Source organism: Winslowiella arboricola (assembly GCF_025527015.1).
Classification (GTDB): Bacteria; Pseudomonadota; Gammaproteobacteria; order Enterobacterales; family Enterobacteriaceae; genus Erwinia; species Erwinia arboricola.
Genome location: NZ_JAODIM010000043.1, coordinates 427,804 through 447,265, shown reverse-complemented (window position 1 = coordinate 447,265; position 19,462 = coordinate 427,804). Strand labels below are relative to the sequence as shown.

Below are 19,462 nucleotides of genomic sequence, written 5' to 3'. Positions count from 1 at the left end.
TACAACCTCGCCTGCGTCTGGTGAACTTGCCAGTAGTTTCCAGTTGAGGAGTGATAATATGAAAAAAAATTTGCGGGTCGCGACAGTACAGTTCTGGCATCGGGCCAGCGATAAAGAGTATAACCTGGCGCAAATTGAAGCCTTTATTTATCAGGCTGCGCGTCAGGAGGTGAAAATCCTCGCCTTTCCAGAGATGTGTATCACCGGTTACTGGCATGTGCCGAATCTGGCTGACGACGAAGTGATGGCGCTGGCGGAAAAAATTGATGGCAGTCCCTCACTGGCGCGCATCATTCCCCTGGCTAAAAAATATCAGATGGCAATCGCCGTCGGGCTGATTGAACTGGGCGAGGACGGACAGTTATATAACAGTTATGCGGTCTGTATGCCGGACGCTACTGTGCATGTGCATCGTAAGCTGCACGCTTTTGAGCATCCGACCATCGCCCGGGGCGACCGCTATACCGTTTTTGATACCCCATGGGGTGTGCGGGTTGGCGTGCTGATCTGCTGGGATAACAATCTGGTTGAGAATGCGCGGGCAACAGCGTTGCTCGGCGCGGATATTCTGCTGGCGCCACACCAGACCGGCGGCACGAACTCCCGTAGCCCTTATGGTATGAAAGTCATTCCGGCCACCCTGTGGGAAAACAGAGAGAGCGATCCGCAGGCGCTGGAAGCGGCCTTTCAAGGTGAACACGCCCGTGGCTGGCTGATGCGCTGGCTGCCTGCCCGCGCCCATGACAACGGACTCTTTATCCTGTTCAGCAATGGTGTCGGGCTGGATCACGATGAGGTGCGTTCGGGTAACGCGATGATCCTCGATCCCTATGGCCGCGTGGTTAAAGAAACCGGTTCTTTCGAGGATAAGATGGTCTCTGCTGATCTCGATTTAAGTCTGCTTGCTATGTCGACTGGCAGAAGATGGATCCACGGACGTCGGCCTGAACTTTACGGCCTGCTGTGTGAAACTCAGGGTTATGAGCGTGATTCCCGTAGCGCCAGATTTTCCACCGATATTCCTGTCTTTGACAAACCTGTCGAGTAGCCGCTGGAACTGCACCGCCACCCTGCATGGCGGTGCATACTCATTCAGCGGGCGATACGCTGGTTCCACACTTTATCGGCCACCGCTTCACCATTAAACGTCACTTTCATGGTGCCGCTGACGATAAAGTGCGTCAGATCGCTGCGCATCTCCAGCACAATATCAGCTTCCGTCCACCAGCCTTCGCGACCGATTTTCATTGTCTGCGTCAGCAGATAGTGCGCAGAAAGCGGATCCTGATTGCTGACGCTCAGCTGACGCCGCAGACTGTGATCAACCGTGGTGTCGATATCATCAAACAGGTACACCCCTTCACCAAAAACGCCGCCAATCCCTTCGGTCACGCTGGTCCAGCTGTCGCTCAGCACATCGTAATGCAGGCTACGCTCAACGCGTCCCGGTGATAACAGCGTGAGTGGTGTATTCGCCGCCGTTGCCGGCTGCGGGTCTGGCCCGGCAATAGCCTGCGGATTCGCGCAAACCGGCAACGTCAGGCTGGCGCTGGCCAGGTCGAGGGTTAAGGTCGCCTGCTCCGCCATCGGCCAGATCATTGGCCAGAACGTGGTGGCAACCGATACCCGCATGCGGTGACCGGCGGCAAAGCGCCAGGCGATGCCATCCAGCTGCACCTTTACCTTCACCGCTACGCCCGGCGTCAGCGGCACATTTTTATCCTGCCCCTGTAAATGAGCCAGGTTCACCCAGCCGTGCGTGACGCGGTTAACCGCACCGTCCGGTGAGACGTCGGAGAGGCGCACATACAGCATTGCCGCCGGTTTATCGCTTTTCAGCAGCACCTCAAACTGCGGGAAGCCGAAGAACGCCAGCGGTTCGGCCAGCGGTTCACCGTCAAAAATTTCCGCCTGACCATCGTCAATACGCTGATCCGGCGGACTTTCACCCAGCACGCCAGCGCCCATCCACTCACCGCCCATCAGGCCGTGGTTCTGCGGTGAACAGACGCTGTACCAGCTGGCATCAGGATTCGCGACACGGTTAAGCTGTCCGCGATCCAGATACCAGCGGCGATCGGCCACATTATCGGCGCTGCCGCTATTAAAACCGACCCACTCGCCGCGCACAGTTGGCCGCTGTGAAGAAGGTGGCTGGCTGTCATTCAGCCATGCCTGCACGCGTGGTCCAGCCATCGCGTCATTGTCCGCACCTTTCAGCCAGTGATCCCACCAGCTCACGCCCTCCTGCAGAAAACCAATCGCCGGTTCCGGCGTGCCATCCTGCGGATAGATATGCGCCCAGGGGCCAATAATTGCCCGGCTCGGCACCTGAAGGTTATCCATCAGACGGAATACCGCATTACTGTAAGCATCCGCCCAGCCGCCAATCGCCAGCACCGGGCACTGAATCGCCGACCAGTCCTCACATACCGAACCCTGCTGCCAGTAGGCGTCACGCAGCGGATGTTCCATCCACAGCGCCGGGAAGAACGGCATATTATCCAGCCGCGCCTGCCACTCTTCACGCCACTGCCCGCCAGTCAGTTGCGGATCCTGCGGACGACTCTGATAGGCCAGCATAATGCCGCCCCACCACAGATTGTCATTCAGCAGGCAGCCGCCTTTATAGTGAATATCATCGTTGTAGCGATCGTCGGTGGAGCAGACAGTAATAATCGCCTTCAGCGCCGCAGGACGGCGCGCTGCCAGTTGCAGGCAGTTAAAACCGCCCCACGATTTACCCATCATGCCGACCGCGCCATTGCACCAGTGCTGACGGCTGATCCAGTCGATCACCTCCAGCGCATCTTCCTGCTCCTGCAACAGATATTCATCGGCCAGCAAGCCATCGGACTCACCGCTACCGCGCATATCAACCCGCAGCACGGCATAGCCGTGGCCGGAAAAATAGCCATGCATCGGCTCATCGCGCGTACGGGTGCCGTCACGTTTGCGATAAGGAATATATTCGAGGATCGCCGGAACCGGCGTGCTGCTGGCGGAATCCGGCAACCACATGCGCACCGCCAGGCGGGTGCCATCGCGCAGGGTAATCCACAGGTGTTCGGTCACGGTCACCGCATGGGGAAAATCACTGATGATCTGTTTCATAATGCTCCTGTTGATAACGTTGGCGCCCGTTTACTCAGTACTTCATCCAGCCAGCCTGAATGCATTTCCGGTACTGAGTTCAGCAATGTCTCGGTGTAGCTGTGCATCGGCTGGCTGAACACCTGTCCGGTCGGCCCCTGCGCGACGATACGGCCCTGATACATCACCGCGACATCATGGGCAATACGCCGCACGGTGCCGAGATCGTGAGTGATAAACAGATAGGACAGCCCCAGCTGTTGTTGCAGGCGGCGTAGCAGATTCAGCACCCCTTCTGCTACCAGCGGATCCAGCGCCGAAGTGGCTTCGTCACAGACAATCAGATCCGGCTGAGCGGCCAGCGCACGGGCGATACAGACACGCTGCTTCTGGCCGCCGGACAGCTCGCGGGGAAGGCGATCAAGCAGGTTAAGCGGCAGCTCAGTAAGCTGCATCAGCTCAACCACGCGCTGGCGCACCTGCTGCGGGTGATGACCAAAATAGAAGGCAACCGGGCGACCAATCAGCTCGAAAATGGTTTGCCGCGGATTAAGTGCCACATCCGGCAACTGGTAGATCATCTGGATGCGGCGCAGGGACTCCTTTTCCCGCCGCTGATAACGTTTATCCAGCGGTCTGCCTTCAAACAGCATCTCGCCTTCAGTATCCGCCAGCAGGCCGGTCAGCGCCCGCGCCAGCGTACTTTTACCACTGCCCGATTCGCCTATTATCGCCAGCGTCTGACCGCGACGCAGTGACAGACTGACGTTATGCACCACGCGCTGGCGATTGTAGCCGGTTGACAGCTGGTTAATCGCCAGCAGCGGTGCGGCCTGCGCATCGACGCTCTCTTTTTCCAGCTCAAAGCTGTGCACCCGTTCAGCAACCAGCTGACGGGTATACGCCTGTTGCGGCTGTTGCAGAATTGCCTCAGTGGTATTGGTTTCCACCTCTTTGCCCTGTCGCAACACCATAATACGGTCTGCCAGCTGGGCGACCACCGCCAGGTCGTGGGTGATATACAGCGCCGCCGTATTAAACTTGCGCACCAGATCGCGTAGCATCACCAGCACTTCAATCTGGGTGGTGACATCCAGCGCGGTGGTCGGCTCATCCATCACCAACAGGTCCGGCTTGCAGGACATCGCCATCGCCGCCATCGCGCGCTGCAACTGGCCACCTGAGAGCTGGTGCGGATAGCGCTTGCCGATATTGTCCGGATCCGGCAGATCCAGCGCGCGAAACAGCGTTACCGCCCATTCCTGCGCCTGCGCCTTGTTCATTAATCCATGCCGCAACGGCCCTTCACACACCTGTTTACCGATGGTCAGCGCCGGATTAAACGCCGCCGCCGCGCTCTGCGCCACATAGGCTACTTTTTTGCCGCGCAGCGCGCGCCGTTGCGCCGATGGCAGTTGCATAATATCTTCGCCATCCAGCAGGATCTCGCCGTGACTGATACGGCAGCCCTGACGTGCATAGCCCAGCGCCGCCAGCCCGATGGTCGATTTCCCGGCGCCTGATTCACCAATCAGCCCCAGCACTTCACCTCGTTTTAACGTCAGCGAGATATCCTGCACCAGTGGCGCACCCTGCAGGGTGGCGATCGCCAGATGGCGCATTTCCAGAATGTAGTCACTCATTATTCATCCCCCAGGGAGTGGTTATTGCGCACCAACAGCCAGTCCACCACCAGGTTGACGCCAATGGTTAACAGTGCAATTGCCAGAGCGGGATAAAGCGGCGCCATCTGCCCGAAGTTAATCGCCTGGGCGTTATCGCGCACCATGCTGCCCCAGTCGGCGTATGGCGGCTGAATGCCGAGGCCAAGGAAGCTGAGACCGGCGATAAACAGGAAGGTGAAGCAGAAGCGCATACCAAACTCAGCCAGCAGTGGCGGGATGGCATTCGGCAGGATCTCCTTACGCAGGATCCACAGCATCCCTTCGCCGCGCAGACGCGCCGCCTCAACATACTCAAGGCAGACAATCCCTTGCGCCACCAGACGCGCCAGACGATAGACGCGCGTGGCATCCAGTAAGGCGATGGTCGCCACCAGCACCGGAACAGAGGTGCCCATCACCGACAGCACAATCAGCGCCAGAATCAGCACCGGAATCGACATCAGCGTATCGACAATGCGCGTTAATACCACATCCACCCACCTGCCACAGATGGCGGCGGTAAAGCCGGTAATAATGCCAATCACAAATGAGCTAAAGGTGATGGTCAGGGCAATTGCGATAGTGGTGCGTGCGCCAAACAGAATACGCGACAGCATATCGCGCCCGAGGTTATCGGTGCCTAATGGCATCTGCAGCGATGGCAGCATCCAGATATCCCCTACCTGATCGGTTTCAGTATGCGGGGCAATCCAGGGTGCAAACAGGGCGCCAAGCAGATTGATGGCGATAATCAGCAGGCCAAGAATGGCGGTAAACGGCAGCGCGGTGCCTTTGATTCGTTTCATGGCTTACCTCGCATGCCGTAGTCGTGGGTTACACCAGATAGCCAGCAGGTCGGCGACGGTATTCAGCAGAATATAGGTGCCGCCAAACAGCAGTCCGCACGCCTGTACTACCGGTAAATCGCGTTTGGTAACCGCATCAACCATCAGCTGACCAATTCCCGGATAGACAAACACCACCTCAACCAGAATCACGCCCACTACCAGGTATGCCAGGTTAAAGGCGACCACATTGATAATCGGTGCCAGCGCGTTAGGCAACGCGTGACCCAGCACAATGCGCCATTTCGGGATCCCTTTCAGTACCGCCGTTTCGATATAGCTGCTCGACATCACCGCCCCGACCGAGGCGCGCGTCATGCGCAGCATATGGGCCAGCACCACCAGAACCAGCGTCAGCATCGGCAGCGTGCAGTTATACAGCTGCTCGCTCAGGCTGGCATCCGGGTCGACCAGCGCCAGGCTTGGGAACCACGTCAGGCGAATGGCAAAGAAGATCACCAGCAGATAACCGACAAAAAACTCCGGTACCGAAATGCTCAGCAGCGTCAGGGTATTGGCCAGCCGATCAAACCAGGATCCGCGCCAGATAGCGGAAGCGATACCCAGCGTGACCGCCAGCGGGATGGCAATCACTGCCGCATAGGTGGCGAGAAACAGGGTATTAGCCAGACGGGGCAGTAACTCATCGCTGATTGGACGACCGCTGGCCAGCGAGTTGCCAAGATCACCCTGCATCACACCCGCCAGCCAGCTCAGATAGCGCTGGAAGGCGGGCTGATCAAGCCCCAGTTGAGTGCGCAGCGCGGCGATGGTTTCCGGGGTGCCATTCTGTCCGAGGATGGCGCTGGCGACATCACCCGGCAGCAGCTCGGTGCCGGCGAAAATCAGCACCGACACCAGAAACAGCGTTAACACCCCCAGCAGCAGGCGGTGCAAAATATGCTTTCTCATTATGACTCCAGCCAGACACGTTCAGCCAGGCGGCCTCCCATAAAGTTAAACATCGGGTGAGGCTTTACACCGCCGACTTTTTTGCTGGCAGCATCAAGATAGTCGCCAAACAGTGGGATCATCGCGCCGCCGTTGTCGGAGACAATGCTCTGCATCTCGCCGTACAGCTGCGCGCGCTGGCCTTCATCCAGCAGCGAACGCGCCTGCAATAACAGGGCGTCAAACTTTTCGTCCTTCCAGTGAGAATCGTTCCATTTAGCGGTGGACATATACGCGGTGGAAAACATCTGGTCGGCCGTCGGACGGCCGCCCCAATAGCCCATCGAGAATGGCGCTTTCATCCACACATCGTCCCAGTAACTGTCGGCTGGCTGGCGCTTAATCGCCACCTGAATCCCGGCTTTGCTGGCCTGGCCCTGGAACAATGCCGCGGCATCCAGCGCACCGGTAAAGGCGGCATCGGATGAGGAGAGTTCCAGCGACAGTTTGTCCAGACCGGCTTTCTTCAGATAAAACTTCGCCTTATCCGGATCGTAGCTGCGCTGCGCCAGCTGATGATTGAAGAAGCGATCGGTTTTCGGAATCGGATGGTCATTACCCAGTGAGCCGTAGCCACGCAGAACTGTAGCCAGTAGTTTCTCACGGTCGATACCGTGTTTAATCGCCATCCGCACATCGTTGTTGTTGAACGGCGCGATGCGACAGTCCATCAGGAAAGTGAAGTGCTGACCACCGGCGGAGCGGATAATCTGTAGCGCCGGGCTGCGCTTGAGGAAATCGACGGTTTTAAAATCAACCCGGTTGATGGCGTGAACCTGGCCGGAAATCAGCGCATTGGTGCGAGCGGTTGGATCGTTGATCACCAGCACTTCTACCGCATCCACCCAGGCGCGGTCCGGCTTCCAGTAGTTGGGGTTGCGCTTAAACAGCGAACGCACGCCCGGCTCATTATGTTCAAAAACAAAGCCGCCGGTGCCAATCGGATGTGACCAGTCGGTAAAGCCGTCAGGCACTACCACCAGGTGGTAATCAGCCAGCAGGAATGGCAGATCCGCGTTGCCGCTGTCCAGCGTCAGGCTAATCTGGTCGTTGCCGCTCTTCTCCAGCGAAGTGATGGCATCCAGCTGGGTTTTAATCGCGCTACGCGATTTATCACCGCGATGCAGATTTATCGAGTAGATAATATCGTCAGCATCGAGGGTTTTACCGTTATGAAAAGTGACGCCCTGACGCACTTTAAACAGCCACTGTTTCGCGCCTGGTTTGGCTTCCCAGCTTTCCAGCAGTTCCGGTTGCGCCTGGTTGTTTTCATCGATTTCCACCAGACCATTCATCAGCATATAGGCCTGATTCAGCGGTACCCAGTCGCTGTACAGCGTGGGATCAAGGGTATCGCTGGTATTACCGCCGGACATGCCCAGCTTCAGTGTGCCACCCTTTTTCGGCGCCGTGGTCTGCGCAGCGAAAGCGGACAATGGTGAGAGCGATAAACCGGAGGAAACCCCTAATAATGCGGCAGCCGTAATAAAATCACGCCGATTAATCCGCCCATCCTGAAATAATGTGCTTGTCGGTATTTTATCGTTCTTCATTTATTTTCTCCATAGTGTCATACCCGGTCCGCCCGGTAATTAGCTCACTTGCCGTAAAAGCGGTAAGCATGATTTATATCAAAACGGCATGTTGTGTTTGTATGAGTATTTAGCATGATAGTATGCAAAAAATGCGCGGCAAAACACCCCTGAAAGCGATACTTTTCCGGATATCGACTTTTGGCAAGGAATTAACACGTGGAAGTGCACACTTTTGTGGGCTTAATTGGGGTATTCTGCTACCTGCTGGCATATGCACTGGTGCAGATGAGGAAATTACTAATCAGCTCAGACAGTTATGCTGTTCTCAATATTATTGGCGGCGTATTTGGCTTGTATTCTCTGAGTCATGACTTCAATCTTGCGGCTTGTATTTCACAAACCATGTGGCTAATTTTCACACTAATTGGTATGCATGCTTCGAGAAAACGACGTTATGCTGAAAAAAATACCCATCAGTTTTAAATGGCTTTAACACTATTTTGCCGCTGGCTGGCAAAATATATCCCGGCAATGATCTGATCTCCCGCTAAATAATGAGCGGAAATTATCGCGGGGATTAGCATATGATTTTCTTATATCACTCTTTTAGTGATAACTGCAGCCAGTCTGCCACCCGACGAATCACCGGGCGGGTAAATCTTTCCTGTGGGATTAGCAAATAACATTTACCATCAACCGCCAGTTTATCCACATGGGCAGGCACCAGTTCACCGCGGTTAATATAATCCTGCACCAGCCCTTCCCAGCCGAGCAAAATGCCGTCCCCCTGCACCGCCGCCTGCACCAGAAATGGATAGTTATTGGCTCGCCATGTCAGACGCGGGAAAAAGGTCGCCACGCCCTGTGCGCCAAACCAGTCGCGCCAGCCGGTCCACTCCCGCTGCGGATCGTCCTGAATCAGCAGAGTATGGTTTAGCAACTGTTCAGCATCGGCAAAGGGGTTATCAGTGGCAAGGTAGCCGGGGGCACACATCGGGTAACAGACTTCGTCAAACAGCGGAATGGCCTGGTAGCCGGGCGGCGATGTACGCAGATAATAGATTGCCAGGTCAAACTCCGAGGATTTCAGTTCGGCAAAACTGTCGGAGATTTTCATCCGGATTTGCAGTTCAGGCATCTGGCGTCGCATGGCGGATAAACGCGGCGAAAGCCATAACGATCCCATTGCGCTGGTACAGGCCAGCGTGACCTGCGGTAAACCATTCCAGCCCATCACTTCAGCGGTGGCCTGCGAAATCTCCGCCAGCTGTTTGCGGATCTGCGCCGCATAGGCTTCGCCGCGTGGCGTCAGGATTACCCGGCGCTGGGTGCGCTGAAACAGTTTACAGCCCAGCACCTCCTCCAGCTGAATAATCTGGCGACTGATGGCGCTCTGCGTCAGGCTGAGCTCGTCCGCCGCACGGGAAAAGCTGCAATAGCGGGCGACACACTCGAAAGCGATCAGGGTGTTTAACGGCGGTAGTGGTTCTGTCTGCATAAAAGTGACACTCAGGACACGGTAAGCATGGGAGGATTATCATGCCGTGAACGGTGACGGCCAGCAATTCACATTTGCATAACATCCTCACTCGTCGCTGAGTTTCTCACTCTCCAGCATGGCAATCTCTTCTGCCGCCCGGTTAAGGATGGTGATAATTTGCTCAAGCGTGCGGTCGCTGGCGTTTTCACGGTTTACCTTCTGGTCCAGCATCCCTTTCAGCTGATCCAGCGCCTGTTTCATCGCCGGATTTTTACGCAACTCATGACCCACCGTACGCGCTTTGATGCGCTGTTTAATCTGCTGCAACGCTGCGTGCTGCTCATCAAGCCAGAAGCGGCCATTATCAGTAATGGCGATCTCTTTGCGCCCCTGCTCCCCTTCGTTAACCGTAATAAAATTCTGTTCACGCAGGAAATCGAGCGTTGGATAGATCACCCCGGGGCTGGGGGTATAGTGACCAAAGGTCAGTGCCTCTATCGCTTTGATCAATTCATAGCCATGGCTGCCATTGTGACTCAGGATATCCAGCACCAGCAGGCGTAGATCGCCATGGGCAAACAGCCGCTGACGCGGTGGGCGCGGCTCGCGATGGCTATGCGCATGATGTGACATAAAACTTACCTCGTATTCTGTAACTGACTGTAACCTGGCAGTAGCAGCAAAACTTCTGAAGATTAATGATTTTCGTTCTCATCTTCGCCGCGATTGACCCTGTCGCGCTGACGTGCAGTTTAGCTTATCCAGCGAGATCGAACCCCCGCATTGAAATATTATGTAACCTTTGCTTTCCTCTGAATACATGATTTAGATATATCGTTTTTTCTATTGCGCGTGGGTTGCCACTCCCCTCTCCACTTTACGATTCGAGGTAGCAGTAATGACAGCAGAACTCTCTGGCAGCAGTGCCAGCCTGAAATATCCTCAGCGGCTGCGTAATGAACTGCGCTTTCGTACACTAACTGTGCAGCGCTGTGAGCGTATTGCCAGCCATTTTCAACGGGTGGTATTGAGCGGTGACGATCTTGCCGGTTTCGTCTCGGCAGGCTTTGATGATCATACCAAACTGTTTTTCCCGCAGGCTGGCGTGCCGTATCTGGCGCCCGGCGTCAGCGATGAGGGCATTGTCTGGCCGGGGAATGCCCGTCCGCTGGCTCGCGACTATACCCCGCTGTTTAACGCGGCACGTAATGAGCTTACCTTTGACTTCTATATTCATCAGGCCGGTGTCGCCAGCGACTGGGCGTTACAGGCTAAAACGGGCGACACGCTGATTATCGGCGGCCCGCGAGGTTCACTGGTGGTGCCGGAAGATTATCACTGGCAGCTGTATGTTTGTGATGAAACCGGGATGCCTGCGCTGCTGCGTCGTCTGGAGGCGCTAAGCGGCCTGTCTACGCCAGTGGAAGTGATGGCGCTGATTGCAGTAGAGGATGCTGCCAGCAAAGCCTATTTCGATCATCTGAACGAATTTAAGCTGGAGTGGTATATCGGTGATGAGCGTGAGCAGATTGCTCAGCGTCTGCAGCAGTTAACCGTTCCGGCAGACGATTACTTTTTATGGCTGACGGGCGAAGGCGAAACGGTTAAACAGTACAGCAGCTATTTTGCTAACGCGACTATCAATCCTCTGCTGCTGCGTGCAGCTGCGTATTGGCACCGGAAATAAACTGATCGCCATCCTCTTTCAACCCGGTGCGGAATATCCGGATTTTGGCACTATCGCGCTCACCGAAACCATAAAACAGATAATCGAGGACAATATTAACGGAAACGCGAATACGTCCTCCTGCCTGAGAGGATTCTCCAGATCAAAGATGATCACCACAAAAAACAGGCTGGTGGCAAACGTTGATGATGAACACACCGTGCTCATCTTATATTGCAGATTGACCAGCGAAAATGGCGGCGTTACCGTTGAAAGTACATCCCAGATAATATGCACCAGCAGATATACAATGCAGATTATAAAATAGAATTTTGTTAGCTCAGCATTGGTTTGCGGCAGATACCAATGGGTTTCGGCTAGTAACGGCACTTTATTTTACCATCCCTTTTAACACCAACACTGCCGCCAGTATCGCGCCTGCTGTGGCGCAGAAATAAGCCATTTCAGTGGTGACGTTTAGTGAAGGGATGACCATCGACACGCCCCCCAACAGCGCAAAGCCTAAACCGGCTCCGCCGACCACTGACTTAGTTAGCATAATAATATCAAGACTCATTATAACCCCCTGAATATTAGTAAGAAGTCATCCAGACAACACACGAATCTTACGCAAATTTTGACCATTTTCAATAGTGGATCCGATGAAAAGATGTGTAAATATCCGTCACTAAGAATTCGATTTCTGTGGCGCTGATTTAAAGCTACCCTTATCAGTTTCGGGAACGTCAACCCGTCGCTCAGGGGTAAACCATGCTTATTGCACAACTAACCGATATCCATGCGGCGCCAGATAATGACAATATGGCGCGTTTGCACCAGGTAATAAACTGGCTAATCACCGTTAAACCCGATCTTTTGGTCGTCACCGGCGACCTGACCGACAACGGATGGTATGAAGGATATCGGGCAATTGAAACAGAGTTACAGCGCGTGAAATGCCGTTATCTGGTGCTGCCGGGCAACTCTGATAATAAGCAAATGATGCGCGATTGCCTGCAAGAAGCGATGCACTGGCGCTCAGATGCCGCGCTGCATTTTAGTGAGATCGTGAACGGTATTCCGGTTATCGGTATTGATACCACCATCGAGGGCGAAGCCCGTGGCGATATTACCCGGCACCTGAAATGGCTGGCAACAGAACTGGATAAATCCCCTCAACCCGCGCTGCTGTTTATGCATCACCCTATTTTCCGCTGTGGCATCGCGCCGCTTGACGATTTTAACTGTGAAGGCGCAACAGCGCTTGGCCAGTTAATTGCCAGCAGCACGCCGCCGTTAGCCATATGTAGCGGCCATGTCCATCGCAGTATGGCGGCGATGATAGCCGGGGTGCCATCCTATATTTGCGGTTCAGTTTGCCCGGCAAATCCATTAATCCTGGATAATCAACGTATTCCACCGGTAACCGATCCAGCCGCGCTGATGATGCATGATTTACGCAGGGGCTATCTGGCCAGCAGCCATATCAGTGTTTAAATCCGCTTAAAACCGGCGCGAAAAAAAAGCGCTTAGCTGGGTACTAAGCGCTTAGCGGATTAATTTAACAGATTAAAATGAACTCCAGTTTTCACCTGAATCAGCCAGTACCAGATTTTTCTTTGGCGCTAACTTTGCGGTACTCACCACTGCAGCCGGACGGGTAACAGCGCTATCGCCCTGCACCTTAAATGCGCTGACCAGATTACTCAACGTCGCCGCCTGTTCCTGCAGAGACTGAGAGGCAGCAGAAGCCTCTTCAACCAGCGCGGCGTTTTGCTGGGTCACAGAATCCATCTGTCCAACTGCCAGATGAACCTGTTCAATCCCCTGGCTCTGTTCTGCCGTTGCCGCCGCCATTTCGCCGACAATATCGGCCACCTGGCGAATCGAACCCTGCACTTTGGACATATTCTCGCCAACGTCAGCCGCCTGCACTGAACCACTGGCCACCAGTTGCGAAGAGGTAATAATCAGATCCTTAATCTCTTTCGCGGCGGTGGACGATCGCTGCGCCAGATTGCGCACCTCACTGGCCACCACAGCAAAACCACGCCCTTGCTCACCAGCGCGCGCGGCTTCTACTGCCGCGTTCAGCGCCAGAATATTGGTCTGGAATGCGATCCCTTCAATCAGGCCGGTAATATCGGAAATTTTTGCCGAACTGCTTCTGATATTTTCCATGGTGCCGACCATCGCCGCTACCGAGTTACCGCTGCTCAGCGCCAGTTCATTGGCGCTGCTTGCCAGCATGCTGGCCTGTCTGGCGTTTTCGGCATTCAGTTTCACGGTGTCGTTCAGCGTACTCATACTGGCTGAAGTCTGCTCCAGTGATGCCGCCTGCTCTTCGGTACGCGCGGAAAGATCTTCGTTACCCGCAGCGATTTGCGTCGACGCAGAACTGACCGACTGGGCTGACGAGGTCACTGCCGCCAGCACGCCGGACACGCGCGAGGTCAGGTGGTTAAATGCTGCAGCCGTTTTACCGATCTCATCCTGGCGGGCAGTGTTCGCCAGCAGGGTAAGATCAAGAGTTTCACTGGCATTTTCCATCACACGCTGAATACTGTTAAGGCTGTTACGCACGTTGAAAATAGTTCTGAACGCCAGTGCGCCAACCAGCAAAATCACCAGCACCGCAGCGGCCAACATACTCCAAAATACCGACGAATAGATGGCGGCATTTTGCTTACGCAGCTCATCACCAATATCAATATTCAGCTGGATCTGGCGATTAAATTCATCGACCGTTTTCCGCACCGCAGCACCGACGCCATTATCACTTTTAATAGTATCCAGGCTGGCAACATCATCGTGCGCGCGGGAAGCGGCGATAAAATTGGGCAATGCAGCCTCAACAGCGGCGATATTTTTAAACGCATCTTCCGTCATGGTTTTATCCAGATCGCTGGAGATATCATGCGCCATATAATATTCGGTGAGCGATTTTAACTGACCAATCAGATCGGTAATGCGTTTTTCAATATCGGCCTGCATACCATTGTCAGCCGTACCTTTATGCTCATAGATCGCCACTCTCAGCTGATTACTGGTGCTGATAGACTTGTTCAGATCTTTAATACTCGGAATTGCATTCGCCTGCACATATTCAAATCTGTCCTGAAAACCGGTAATCACATACAGTGAAACCGCTGTCAGGGTGCAGAGAGACAGTGCCAGCAAGGTAAAAATTAAAAACAGTCTTTTTGTAATTGTCATGCTAACCCTCGATTCTTATATAGTTTTTGGACGCGAGCGATCGCGTTATCCCTGGCTTATTATTCGGAAGACTTAACATATGGGTCGGATACAGGCCGGTAATCACCTCGGTAAACTTTCACTTATGGTGAGTTATCGGTAGAGATGATGCAGGGCTTTAAGCATTAATTTTTACTGGCAGGACTTGCTAATTTTATTGTGTGCAGACTCTGAGGGTTATAGCGAAATTAGCGGCTTTTTTTAAAAAAAAAGCCCGGACGATGCCGGGCTTTGCAGAGCATTCGCTAACGTCAGCGTTTATTTTTTCAGGCGGAAAGCGACAACCGCATCACCGGCGGTGGTGCCCAGCGAACCATGACCACCGGCAGCGATCACCACATACTGCTGGTTATCCGCACCCAGATAAGTCGACGGCGTAGCCTGGCCACCGGCTGGCAGCTCGGTTTGCCACAGCATTTCGCCGCTGTTGATATCGTAAGCACGGAAGAAGTTATCCGCCGTCGCGCCGTGGAATACCACATCACCGGCAGTGACTAACGGCCCACCATGCGCCACCATCCCCATCGGGAAGCCAATCGGGAAGCGACCCGGCAGGAAGGTGGTTTTCAGGTTTTTGGTGTTACCGACGCGGCGCAGCCATTCGGTTTTACCGGTCGTCAGGTCGACACCCACCATGCGGCCCCACGGTGGCGCAATGCAGGGAATACCCAGGCCGGAAGCCAGCTGCTGAATATGAATGGCATAATCGCCTTCAAAGTTTTCATTCCAGTAAGGCGTGCCATCTTTAGTAAACAGACGCTTGTCAGCGGTTTCAGGCGTACGTTTGATCAGATTGTACTTGTATGCCAGGCGTACCGGCGAGGCGATCAGAATCTGACGCTCCGGGTCGATAGCCACTGAGCCCCAGTTAAACACCCCGATATTGCCCGGGAAGATAATCGAGCCCTGTTCGGTTGCCGGAGTCCATGGATTACCGTCATAACGCAGAGATTTAAAGTCAATACGGCAGGCCATCTGATCAAACGGCGTCAGGCCCCACATCGATTTTTCACTGAGCGGATCAGGAATAAAGTTCAGTTTTGACACCGGCTGCGTGGCGGAAAATTTCTCGCCCTTCACGCCACCTTCTGTCGAAACATCCACCTGATTAATCGGATAGACCGCCTGACCGGTCAGACGATTCAGCACAAACAGGTTACCGGTCTTGGTCGGTAAAATAACCACCGGTTGTTTGCTGCCCTGATAATCGATATCCAGCAGTGAGGGTTGTGACGGGTTATCACGGTCCCAGAGATCGTGTTTCGATGACTGGAAGCGCCATTTAAAGGTGCCGGTATTCAGATCCAGCGCGACCAGCGTATCGCGGAACTTTTCGGTATTGCTTTCCGGGTTACGCTCAATTCCCAGTTCATCCGGGGAAGCATTACCAAATGGCACATACACCAGGCCATTTTTCACATCCGCGCTCAGGGTGCCCCATGCAACTGGCGTATCCTGCGGATAGCTCTGATCAGCCGCAATCGGCTGGGTTTTATCCGGATTCGCCGGATCAAAATTCCATACCAGACGACCTGTCGTCGCGTCATAAGCGCGGATTACACCTGATGGGTTACCGGCGTTGTAGCCGTTATCCATCACGGAACCACCGACGATCACCAGATTACCGGCCACCAGTGGTGCAGCAGTCTGCATCAGCGCATGCGGGCGAATGGTGCCCATATTGGCGCGTAAATCCACCACGCCATTATTGCCGAAATCTGCGCAAAGCTTGCCGCTATCAGCATCCAGCGCAATCAGTTTAGCATCGGTGCTGGCGTTGAAAATACGTTTGCGGCACAGCGCCGGGCTCTGCAATGCTGGCTGGCTGTTAGCTTCAGCGGAAGGCGCGGCAGCCGGAGCCTGATAGTAGCTGACGCCACGGCAGGTCTGGTGCTGTTGCAGATACGAACGGTCTTTTTCCGGCTGATATTTCCATTTCAGTTCGCCTGTTTCCGGATTCAGCGCATGCACTTCATTATGCGGCGTACATAAATAGACGGTATCGTTCACCTTAAGCGGCGTGGCTTCAAAGGTATATTCGGTCGCATCTTTATCCGCATCGCGCACATCACCGGTATGATAAGTCCAGGCCACTTCCAGATTATTAACATTATCTTTAGTAATCTGCTTTAACCCGGAGAAACGCAAACCGTTAGTGGTGCCGCCGTAAGCGGTCCAGTCATTCTGCGCAACTTCAGTATCAGTCGCGTTGCGTTGCGTAGTGATATCCCCTTTCTGTGGCAAGGGATCGTAGAACATCAGACCAATCACCACCGCAACAATAATAATGACGGTGCCACCGAGGAAAGGATGGAATTTACGCTTTTCCGTTTTATATAGCGGACGCACCACCCATGGCATCGCCAGCCAGACGCCGATAACACCAATCAGGTCGCCACGCGGGATCCATTGCCATTTATCGAAACCAACTTCATAGATCATCCATGCCAGCACGATCCACATCAGCACCGCATAGATTGTTAAAGCCACTCTCTTGTTTTTAAACAGGAAAATAGCGGTAATCAGTAAACCGATTGCCATAATGGCGTAAAATGGTGTCCCGCCAATCAGCAACAGCTGTCCACCCATGTAAAGTATAGCGATACCAATAATCGCTATAACAATACTCGTTAATTTGTTAATCATCTTATTCTCTCAATGTGTACAAACGGGCAAAGTTCACCCTTACGAAACATTACATTTCAACAACGTAAATTTAACGAAAATACGATTGAAAAAAAATACTATTTAATTTATGTATTTAGCGAAACTATTACGGTTAGTTAATAGTTTCGCTGTAAATTGTTTCAGTTAGTAAAGAGAGGGAGTAATGTGATGAGTGTAGCTGCGGTTGGCAAATCCGGTTAGCTGGCGTTAGCGCGATGGCTCGTGAACAGCTGAGTGCCAAGGGTTTGTGCGGTTTGCAGATGATTTTCTACCTGCTCCTGTAACAACAAAGTTGAGCTTTTTACCGGTGCGCCACAATAATCAAAGATGCCATGATCGACCTGAGTGTGCATCGCAACATCGTAACCATGACGCTGCCAGGTGCCGTGGTCGGCCGCACCAATTGCCACAAGATGCACCGGCAGATGTTGCAGTTTTTTAATTACCCGGCCATCAGCATCTTCATAAGCCCAGCCGTTATTAAATACCCGATCAATCCATCCTTTCATTAATGCAGGCATTGACCACCAGTAAACCGGATAAACCAGCACCAGCGCATCAGCGGCGTCAACGCGCTGCTGCTCGGCGATAACATCTGCCGGAAAGGCGGCTTGCAGGTTAAATGCGGCAATATCGGCCTTGCCGAAACGTGGATCGAATCCGTCAGCAGCCAGATCGGCAATTTCAGCACTGTTATCTGCGCCGGACTGGCTGACGCCAGCGGCGATCTGCGCCGCCACGGCATGTGTAAGCGAATCAGTAAGTGGATGAGCAACAACAATAAGTGCGTGCATGGACCTGGCTCCTGCTTGCTTGTGAGGGACTACCGGGGTAGCCTGTATACCAACAGTAGATTACCTTTAGTAACTTACCTTTGGTATATAACCATGTCAACCCGTGAACCCCATAAGGCCGTTAAAGGCAATCAACCGCGTATTCGTTTAGCACGAGAAGAACGGTTCCAGCAGCTACTGGAAGTGGCCTGGCAACTGATCCGCGCCGAAGGCAGCGAAGCCCTGACCCTGGGTCGGCTGGCGACGCAGGCTGGTGTCACCAAGCCAGTGGTGTATGACCATTTTGGTACCCGCTCCGGGCTGTTTGCCGTTCTTTATCAGCAATACGACGCCAGTCAGACCGCGTTAATGGATGCGGCCTTTGCCCGCAGTGAAGCCACGCTGGCTGCCAGAGCCACCGTGATCGCCTCTTCTTATGTCGACTGTGTAGTGCACCAGGGACGTGAAATTCAGGGGGTGATCGCCGCATTAACCGGTACGCCGGAGCTGGAAAAGCTGAAGTATGAGTATCAGAAACTGTTTATCGACAAATGCCATGTGATTCTCGCCCCGTTTACCCATGGTGCCACCCTTCCCCCGGCCGCGCTGTGGGCGATGCTTGGCGCGGCAGAATCCCTCTCCTGGGCCGCCGCCAGTGGCGAGATTAGCGCCGGGCAGGCAAAAGATGAGCTGTTTGCCAGCATTGTCGCGATGGTCGACAGAAACGCCGCAGCGAATTGATCGCTGCAGCCGCTAGCGGCCAAAGGGAATGCAGAGCGGCGTGGCAAAAAAGGGATCGGCAATAATCCGGCAGTTCAGACCGAACACCGTGTTGACCAGCTGTTCGGTAAGAATCTCCCCGGGTGCGCCCTGCGCATATACCGTACGGTTATGAATGGCAACCAGATGGTCGGCATAGCGGCAGGCCAGATTAAGATCATGCAGCACCATTACTATGGTCTTCTGCTGGTTACGATTGAGATCACGCAACAGATCCAGCACTTCCATCTGATGCGCCAGATCGAGAAAGGTGGTTGGCTCATCCAGCAGCACAATACCGGTATCCTGCGCCAGCGTCATGGCGATCCACGCCCGCTGCCGTTGTCCGCCCGAGAGTGCATCGACCGGCCGAGCCGCAAGGCTCTCCATCCCGGTCTGCTGCAGCGCGCGATTGACCTGCTCTTCATCCTGCGCCGACCACTGTTGTAGCCAGTTCTGATACGGATAGCGACCAAGACTAACCAGTTGCCGCACCGTTATCCCTTCCGGCGCGCTGGGCATTTGTGGCAGGATTGCCAGCTCACGCGCTACCGTGGCGGTCGGCTTTTGCCGGATATCGCTGCCATTCAGGATCACCTTTCCCTGTTGCGGTTGCAGCAGACGGGCGAACGATTTCAGCAAGGTGCTTTTACCGCTGCCGTTACTGCCGATCAGCACCGACACTTTGGCAGGCGGCAGACTGAGATCCAGTCCGTCGATAATGGTCTGACGCTGGTAACTCAGGGTCAGTGAATCAGTCGCAATCGACGCCAT

17 protein-coding genes are annotated in these 19,462 nt (G+C 54.2%); 5 read left to right on the top strand and 12 right to left on the bottom strand.

Going from position 1 to position 19,462, the window contains the following annotated elements:
* Positions 1–58: 58 nt before the first annotated feature.
* On the top strand, positions 59–1,048 hold the full coding sequence (locus N5923_RS19530; RefSeq protein ID WP_267144709.1) for a nitrilase family protein: 990 nt from the start codon (positions 59–61) through the stop codon (positions 1,046–1,048).
* Positions 1,049–1,092: 44 nt separating this feature from the next.
* Here N5923_RS19530 and N5923_RS19525 read toward each other — a convergent pair whose 3' ends face one another.
* From N5923_RS19525 to N5923_RS19505, 5 genes are read right to left on the bottom strand one after another with little or no spacing between them, the layout of a single operon-like run.
* On the bottom strand, positions 1,093–3,114 hold the full coding sequence (locus N5923_RS19525) for a CocE/NonD family hydrolase (protein ID WP_267144710.1): 2,022 nt from the start codon (positions 3,112–3,114) through the stop codon (positions 1,093–1,095).
* Complete coding sequence (locus tag N5923_RS19520) at positions 3,111–4,736, bottom strand: ABC transporter ATP-binding protein (RefSeq protein ID WP_267144711.1); 1,626 nt, start codon at positions 4,734–4,736, stop codon at positions 3,111–3,113. The genes N5923_RS19525 and N5923_RS19520 overlap by 4 nt, the downstream gene beginning before the upstream one ends.
* Positions 4,736–5,563, bottom strand: coding sequence for an ABC transporter permease (locus N5923_RS19515; protein WP_267144712.1), 828 nt, complete (start codon positions 5,561–5,563; stop codon positions 4,736–4,738). The genes N5923_RS19520 and N5923_RS19515 overlap by 1 nt, the downstream gene beginning before the upstream one ends.
* Positions 5,564–5,566: 3 nt before the next feature.
* Positions 5,567–6,514: an ABC transporter permease gene (locus N5923_RS19510; protein WP_267144713.1), complete on the bottom strand. Its 948-nt coding sequence runs from the start codon at positions 6,512–6,514 to the stop codon at positions 5,567–5,569.
* Positions 6,514–8,106: an ABC transporter substrate-binding protein gene (locus tag N5923_RS19505; protein WP_267144714.1), complete on the bottom strand. Its 1,593-nt coding sequence runs from the start codon at positions 8,104–8,106 to the stop codon at positions 6,514–6,516. The genes N5923_RS19510 and N5923_RS19505 overlap by 1 nt, the downstream gene beginning before the upstream one ends.
* 198 nt (positions 8,107–8,304) lie before the next feature.
* Here N5923_RS19505 and N5923_RS19500 point away from each other — a divergent pair, with 198 nt between their 5' ends.
* Entirely contained in the window at positions 8,305–8,571 is a 267-nt protein-coding gene (locus N5923_RS19500) for a CBU_0592 family membrane protein (RefSeq protein WP_017802364.1), read from the top strand.
* A 115-nt stretch (positions 8,572–8,686) separates the two neighbouring features.
* Here N5923_RS19500 and N5923_RS19495 read toward each other — a convergent pair whose 3' ends face one another.
* Positions 8,687–9,586: a LysR substrate-binding domain-containing protein gene (locus N5923_RS19495; RefSeq protein WP_267144715.1), complete on the bottom strand. Its 900-nt coding sequence runs from the start codon at positions 9,584–9,586 to the stop codon at positions 8,687–8,689.
* An 87-nt stretch (positions 9,587–9,673) separates the two neighbouring features.
* The gene (locus N5923_RS19490; protein WP_267144716.1) at positions 9,674–10,201 is read right to left on the bottom strand and encodes a PadR family transcriptional regulator; all 528 of its coding nucleotides are present in this window, start codon (positions 10,199–10,201) and stop codon (positions 9,674–9,676) included.
* Between the two features lie 265 nt (positions 10,202–10,466).
* On the opposite strand from N5923_RS19490, the gene N5923_RS19485 reads away from it, so the two are divergent.
* Positions 10,467–11,255 carry a siderophore-interacting protein gene (locus N5923_RS19485; RefSeq protein ID WP_267144717.1) on the top strand — a complete coding sequence of 263 codons (789 nt, stop codon included), beginning with the start codon at positions 10,467–10,469 and terminating at the stop codon, positions 11,253–11,255.
* Positions 11,256–11,625: 370 nt separating this feature from the next.
* Here the strand turns inward: N5923_RS19485 and N5923_RS19480 are convergent, their stop codons facing one another.
* On the bottom strand, positions 11,626–11,811 hold the full coding sequence (locus N5923_RS19480; RefSeq protein WP_267144718.1) for a hypothetical protein: 186 nt from the start codon (positions 11,809–11,811) through the stop codon (positions 11,626–11,628).
* A gap of 194 nt (positions 11,812–12,005) precedes the next feature.
* Here N5923_RS19480 and N5923_RS19475 point away from each other — a divergent pair, with 194 nt between their 5' ends.
* Complete coding sequence (locus tag N5923_RS19475; protein ID WP_267144719.1) at positions 12,006–12,731, top strand: metallophosphoesterase; 726 nt, start codon at positions 12,006–12,008, stop codon at positions 12,729–12,731.
* A gap of 72 nt (positions 12,732–12,803) precedes the next feature.
* Here the strand turns inward: N5923_RS19475 and N5923_RS19470 are convergent, their stop codons facing one another.
* From N5923_RS19470 to N5923_RS19460, 3 genes are all read right to left on the bottom strand, one after another.
* Positions 12,804–14,450, bottom strand: coding sequence for a methyl-accepting chemotaxis protein (locus tag N5923_RS19470; protein WP_267144720.1), 1,647 nt, complete (start codon positions 14,448–14,450; stop codon positions 12,804–12,806).
* A gap of 297 nt (positions 14,451–14,747) precedes the next feature.
* Positions 14,748–17,135, bottom strand: a complete 2,388-nt coding sequence (locus tag N5923_RS19465) for a membrane-bound PQQ-dependent dehydrogenase, glucose/quinate/shikimate family (RefSeq protein WP_267144721.1) — start codon at positions 17,133–17,135, stop codon at positions 14,748–14,750.
* 218 nt (positions 17,136–17,353) lie between these two features.
* On the bottom strand, positions 17,354–17,950 hold the full coding sequence (locus N5923_RS19460; RefSeq protein WP_267144722.1) for an NAD(P)H-dependent oxidoreductase: 597 nt from the start codon (positions 17,948–17,950) through the stop codon (positions 17,354–17,356).
* Between the two features lie 93 nt (positions 17,951–18,043).
* Here N5923_RS19460 and N5923_RS19455 point away from each other — a divergent pair, with 93 nt between their 5' ends.
* Positions 18,044–18,670 (top strand): TetR/AcrR family transcriptional regulator, encoded by a 627-nt coding sequence (locus tag N5923_RS19455; RefSeq protein WP_267144723.1) that lies wholly within the window; start codon positions 18,044–18,046, stop codon positions 18,668–18,670.
* 12 nt (positions 18,671–18,682) lie between these two features.
* Here the strand turns inward: N5923_RS19455 and N5923_RS19450 are convergent, their stop codons facing one another.
* Positions 18,683–19,462 carry an ABC transporter ATP-binding protein gene (locus N5923_RS19450; RefSeq protein WP_267144724.1) on the bottom strand — a complete coding sequence of 260 codons (780 nt, stop codon included), beginning with the start codon at positions 19,460–19,462 and terminating at the stop codon, positions 18,683–18,685.

Coding starts and splice junctions, on each gene's coding strand:
- N5923_RS19495 (WP_267144715.1), bottom strand. CDS start 9,586: ATGCAGACAGAACCACTACCGCCGTTAAACACCCTGATCGCTTTCGAG.
- N5923_RS19450 (WP_267144724.1), bottom strand. CDS start 19,462: ATGGCGTCGATTGCGACTGATTCACTGACCCTGAGTTACCAGCGTCAG.
- N5923_RS19470 (WP_267144720.1), bottom strand. CDS start 14,450: ATGACAATTACAAAAAGACTGTTTTTAATTTTTACCTTGCTGGCACTG.
- N5923_RS19505 (WP_267144714.1), bottom strand. CDS start 8,106: ATGAAGAACGATAAAATACCGACAAGCACATTATTTCAGGATGGGCGG.
- N5923_RS19455 (WP_267144723.1), top strand. CDS start 18,044: ATGTCAACCCGTGAACCCCATAAGGCCGTTAAAGGCAATCAACCGCGT.
- N5923_RS19515 (WP_267144712.1), bottom strand. CDS start 5,563: ATGAAACGAATCAAAGGCACCGCGCTGCCGTTTACCGCCATTCTTGGC.
- N5923_RS19465 (WP_267144721.1), bottom strand. CDS start 17,135: ATGATTAACAAATTAACGAGTATTGTTATAGCGATTATTGGTATCGCT.
- N5923_RS19530 (WP_267144709.1), top strand. CDS start 59: ATGAAAAAAAATTTGCGGGTCGCGACAGTACAGTTCTGGCATCGGGCC.
- N5923_RS19480 (WP_267144718.1), bottom strand. CDS start 11,811: ATGAGTCTTGATATTATTATGCTAACTAAGTCAGTGGTCGGCGGAGCC.
- N5923_RS19520 (WP_267144711.1), bottom strand. CDS start 4,736: ATGAGTGACTACATTCTGGAAATGCGCCATCTGGCGATCGCCACCCTG.
- N5923_RS19490 (WP_267144716.1), bottom strand. CDS start 10,201: ATGTCACATCATGCGCATAGCCATCGCGAGCCGCGCCCACCGCGTCAG.
- N5923_RS19525 (WP_267144710.1), bottom strand. CDS start 3,114: ATGAAACAGATCATCAGTGATTTTCCCCATGCGGTGACCGTGACCGAA.
- N5923_RS19460 (WP_267144722.1), bottom strand. CDS start 17,950: ATGCACGCACTTATTGTTGTTGCTCATCCACTTACTGATTCGCTTACA.
- N5923_RS19510 (WP_267144713.1), bottom strand. CDS start 6,514: ATGAGAAAGCATATTTTGCACCGCCTGCTGCTGGGGGTGTTAACGCTG.
- N5923_RS19475 (WP_267144719.1), top strand. CDS start 12,006: ATGCTTATTGCACAACTAACCGATATCCATGCGGCGCCAGATAATGAC.
- N5923_RS19485 (WP_267144717.1), top strand. CDS start 10,467: ATGACAGCAGAACTCTCTGGCAGCAGTGCCAGCCTGAAATATCCTCAG.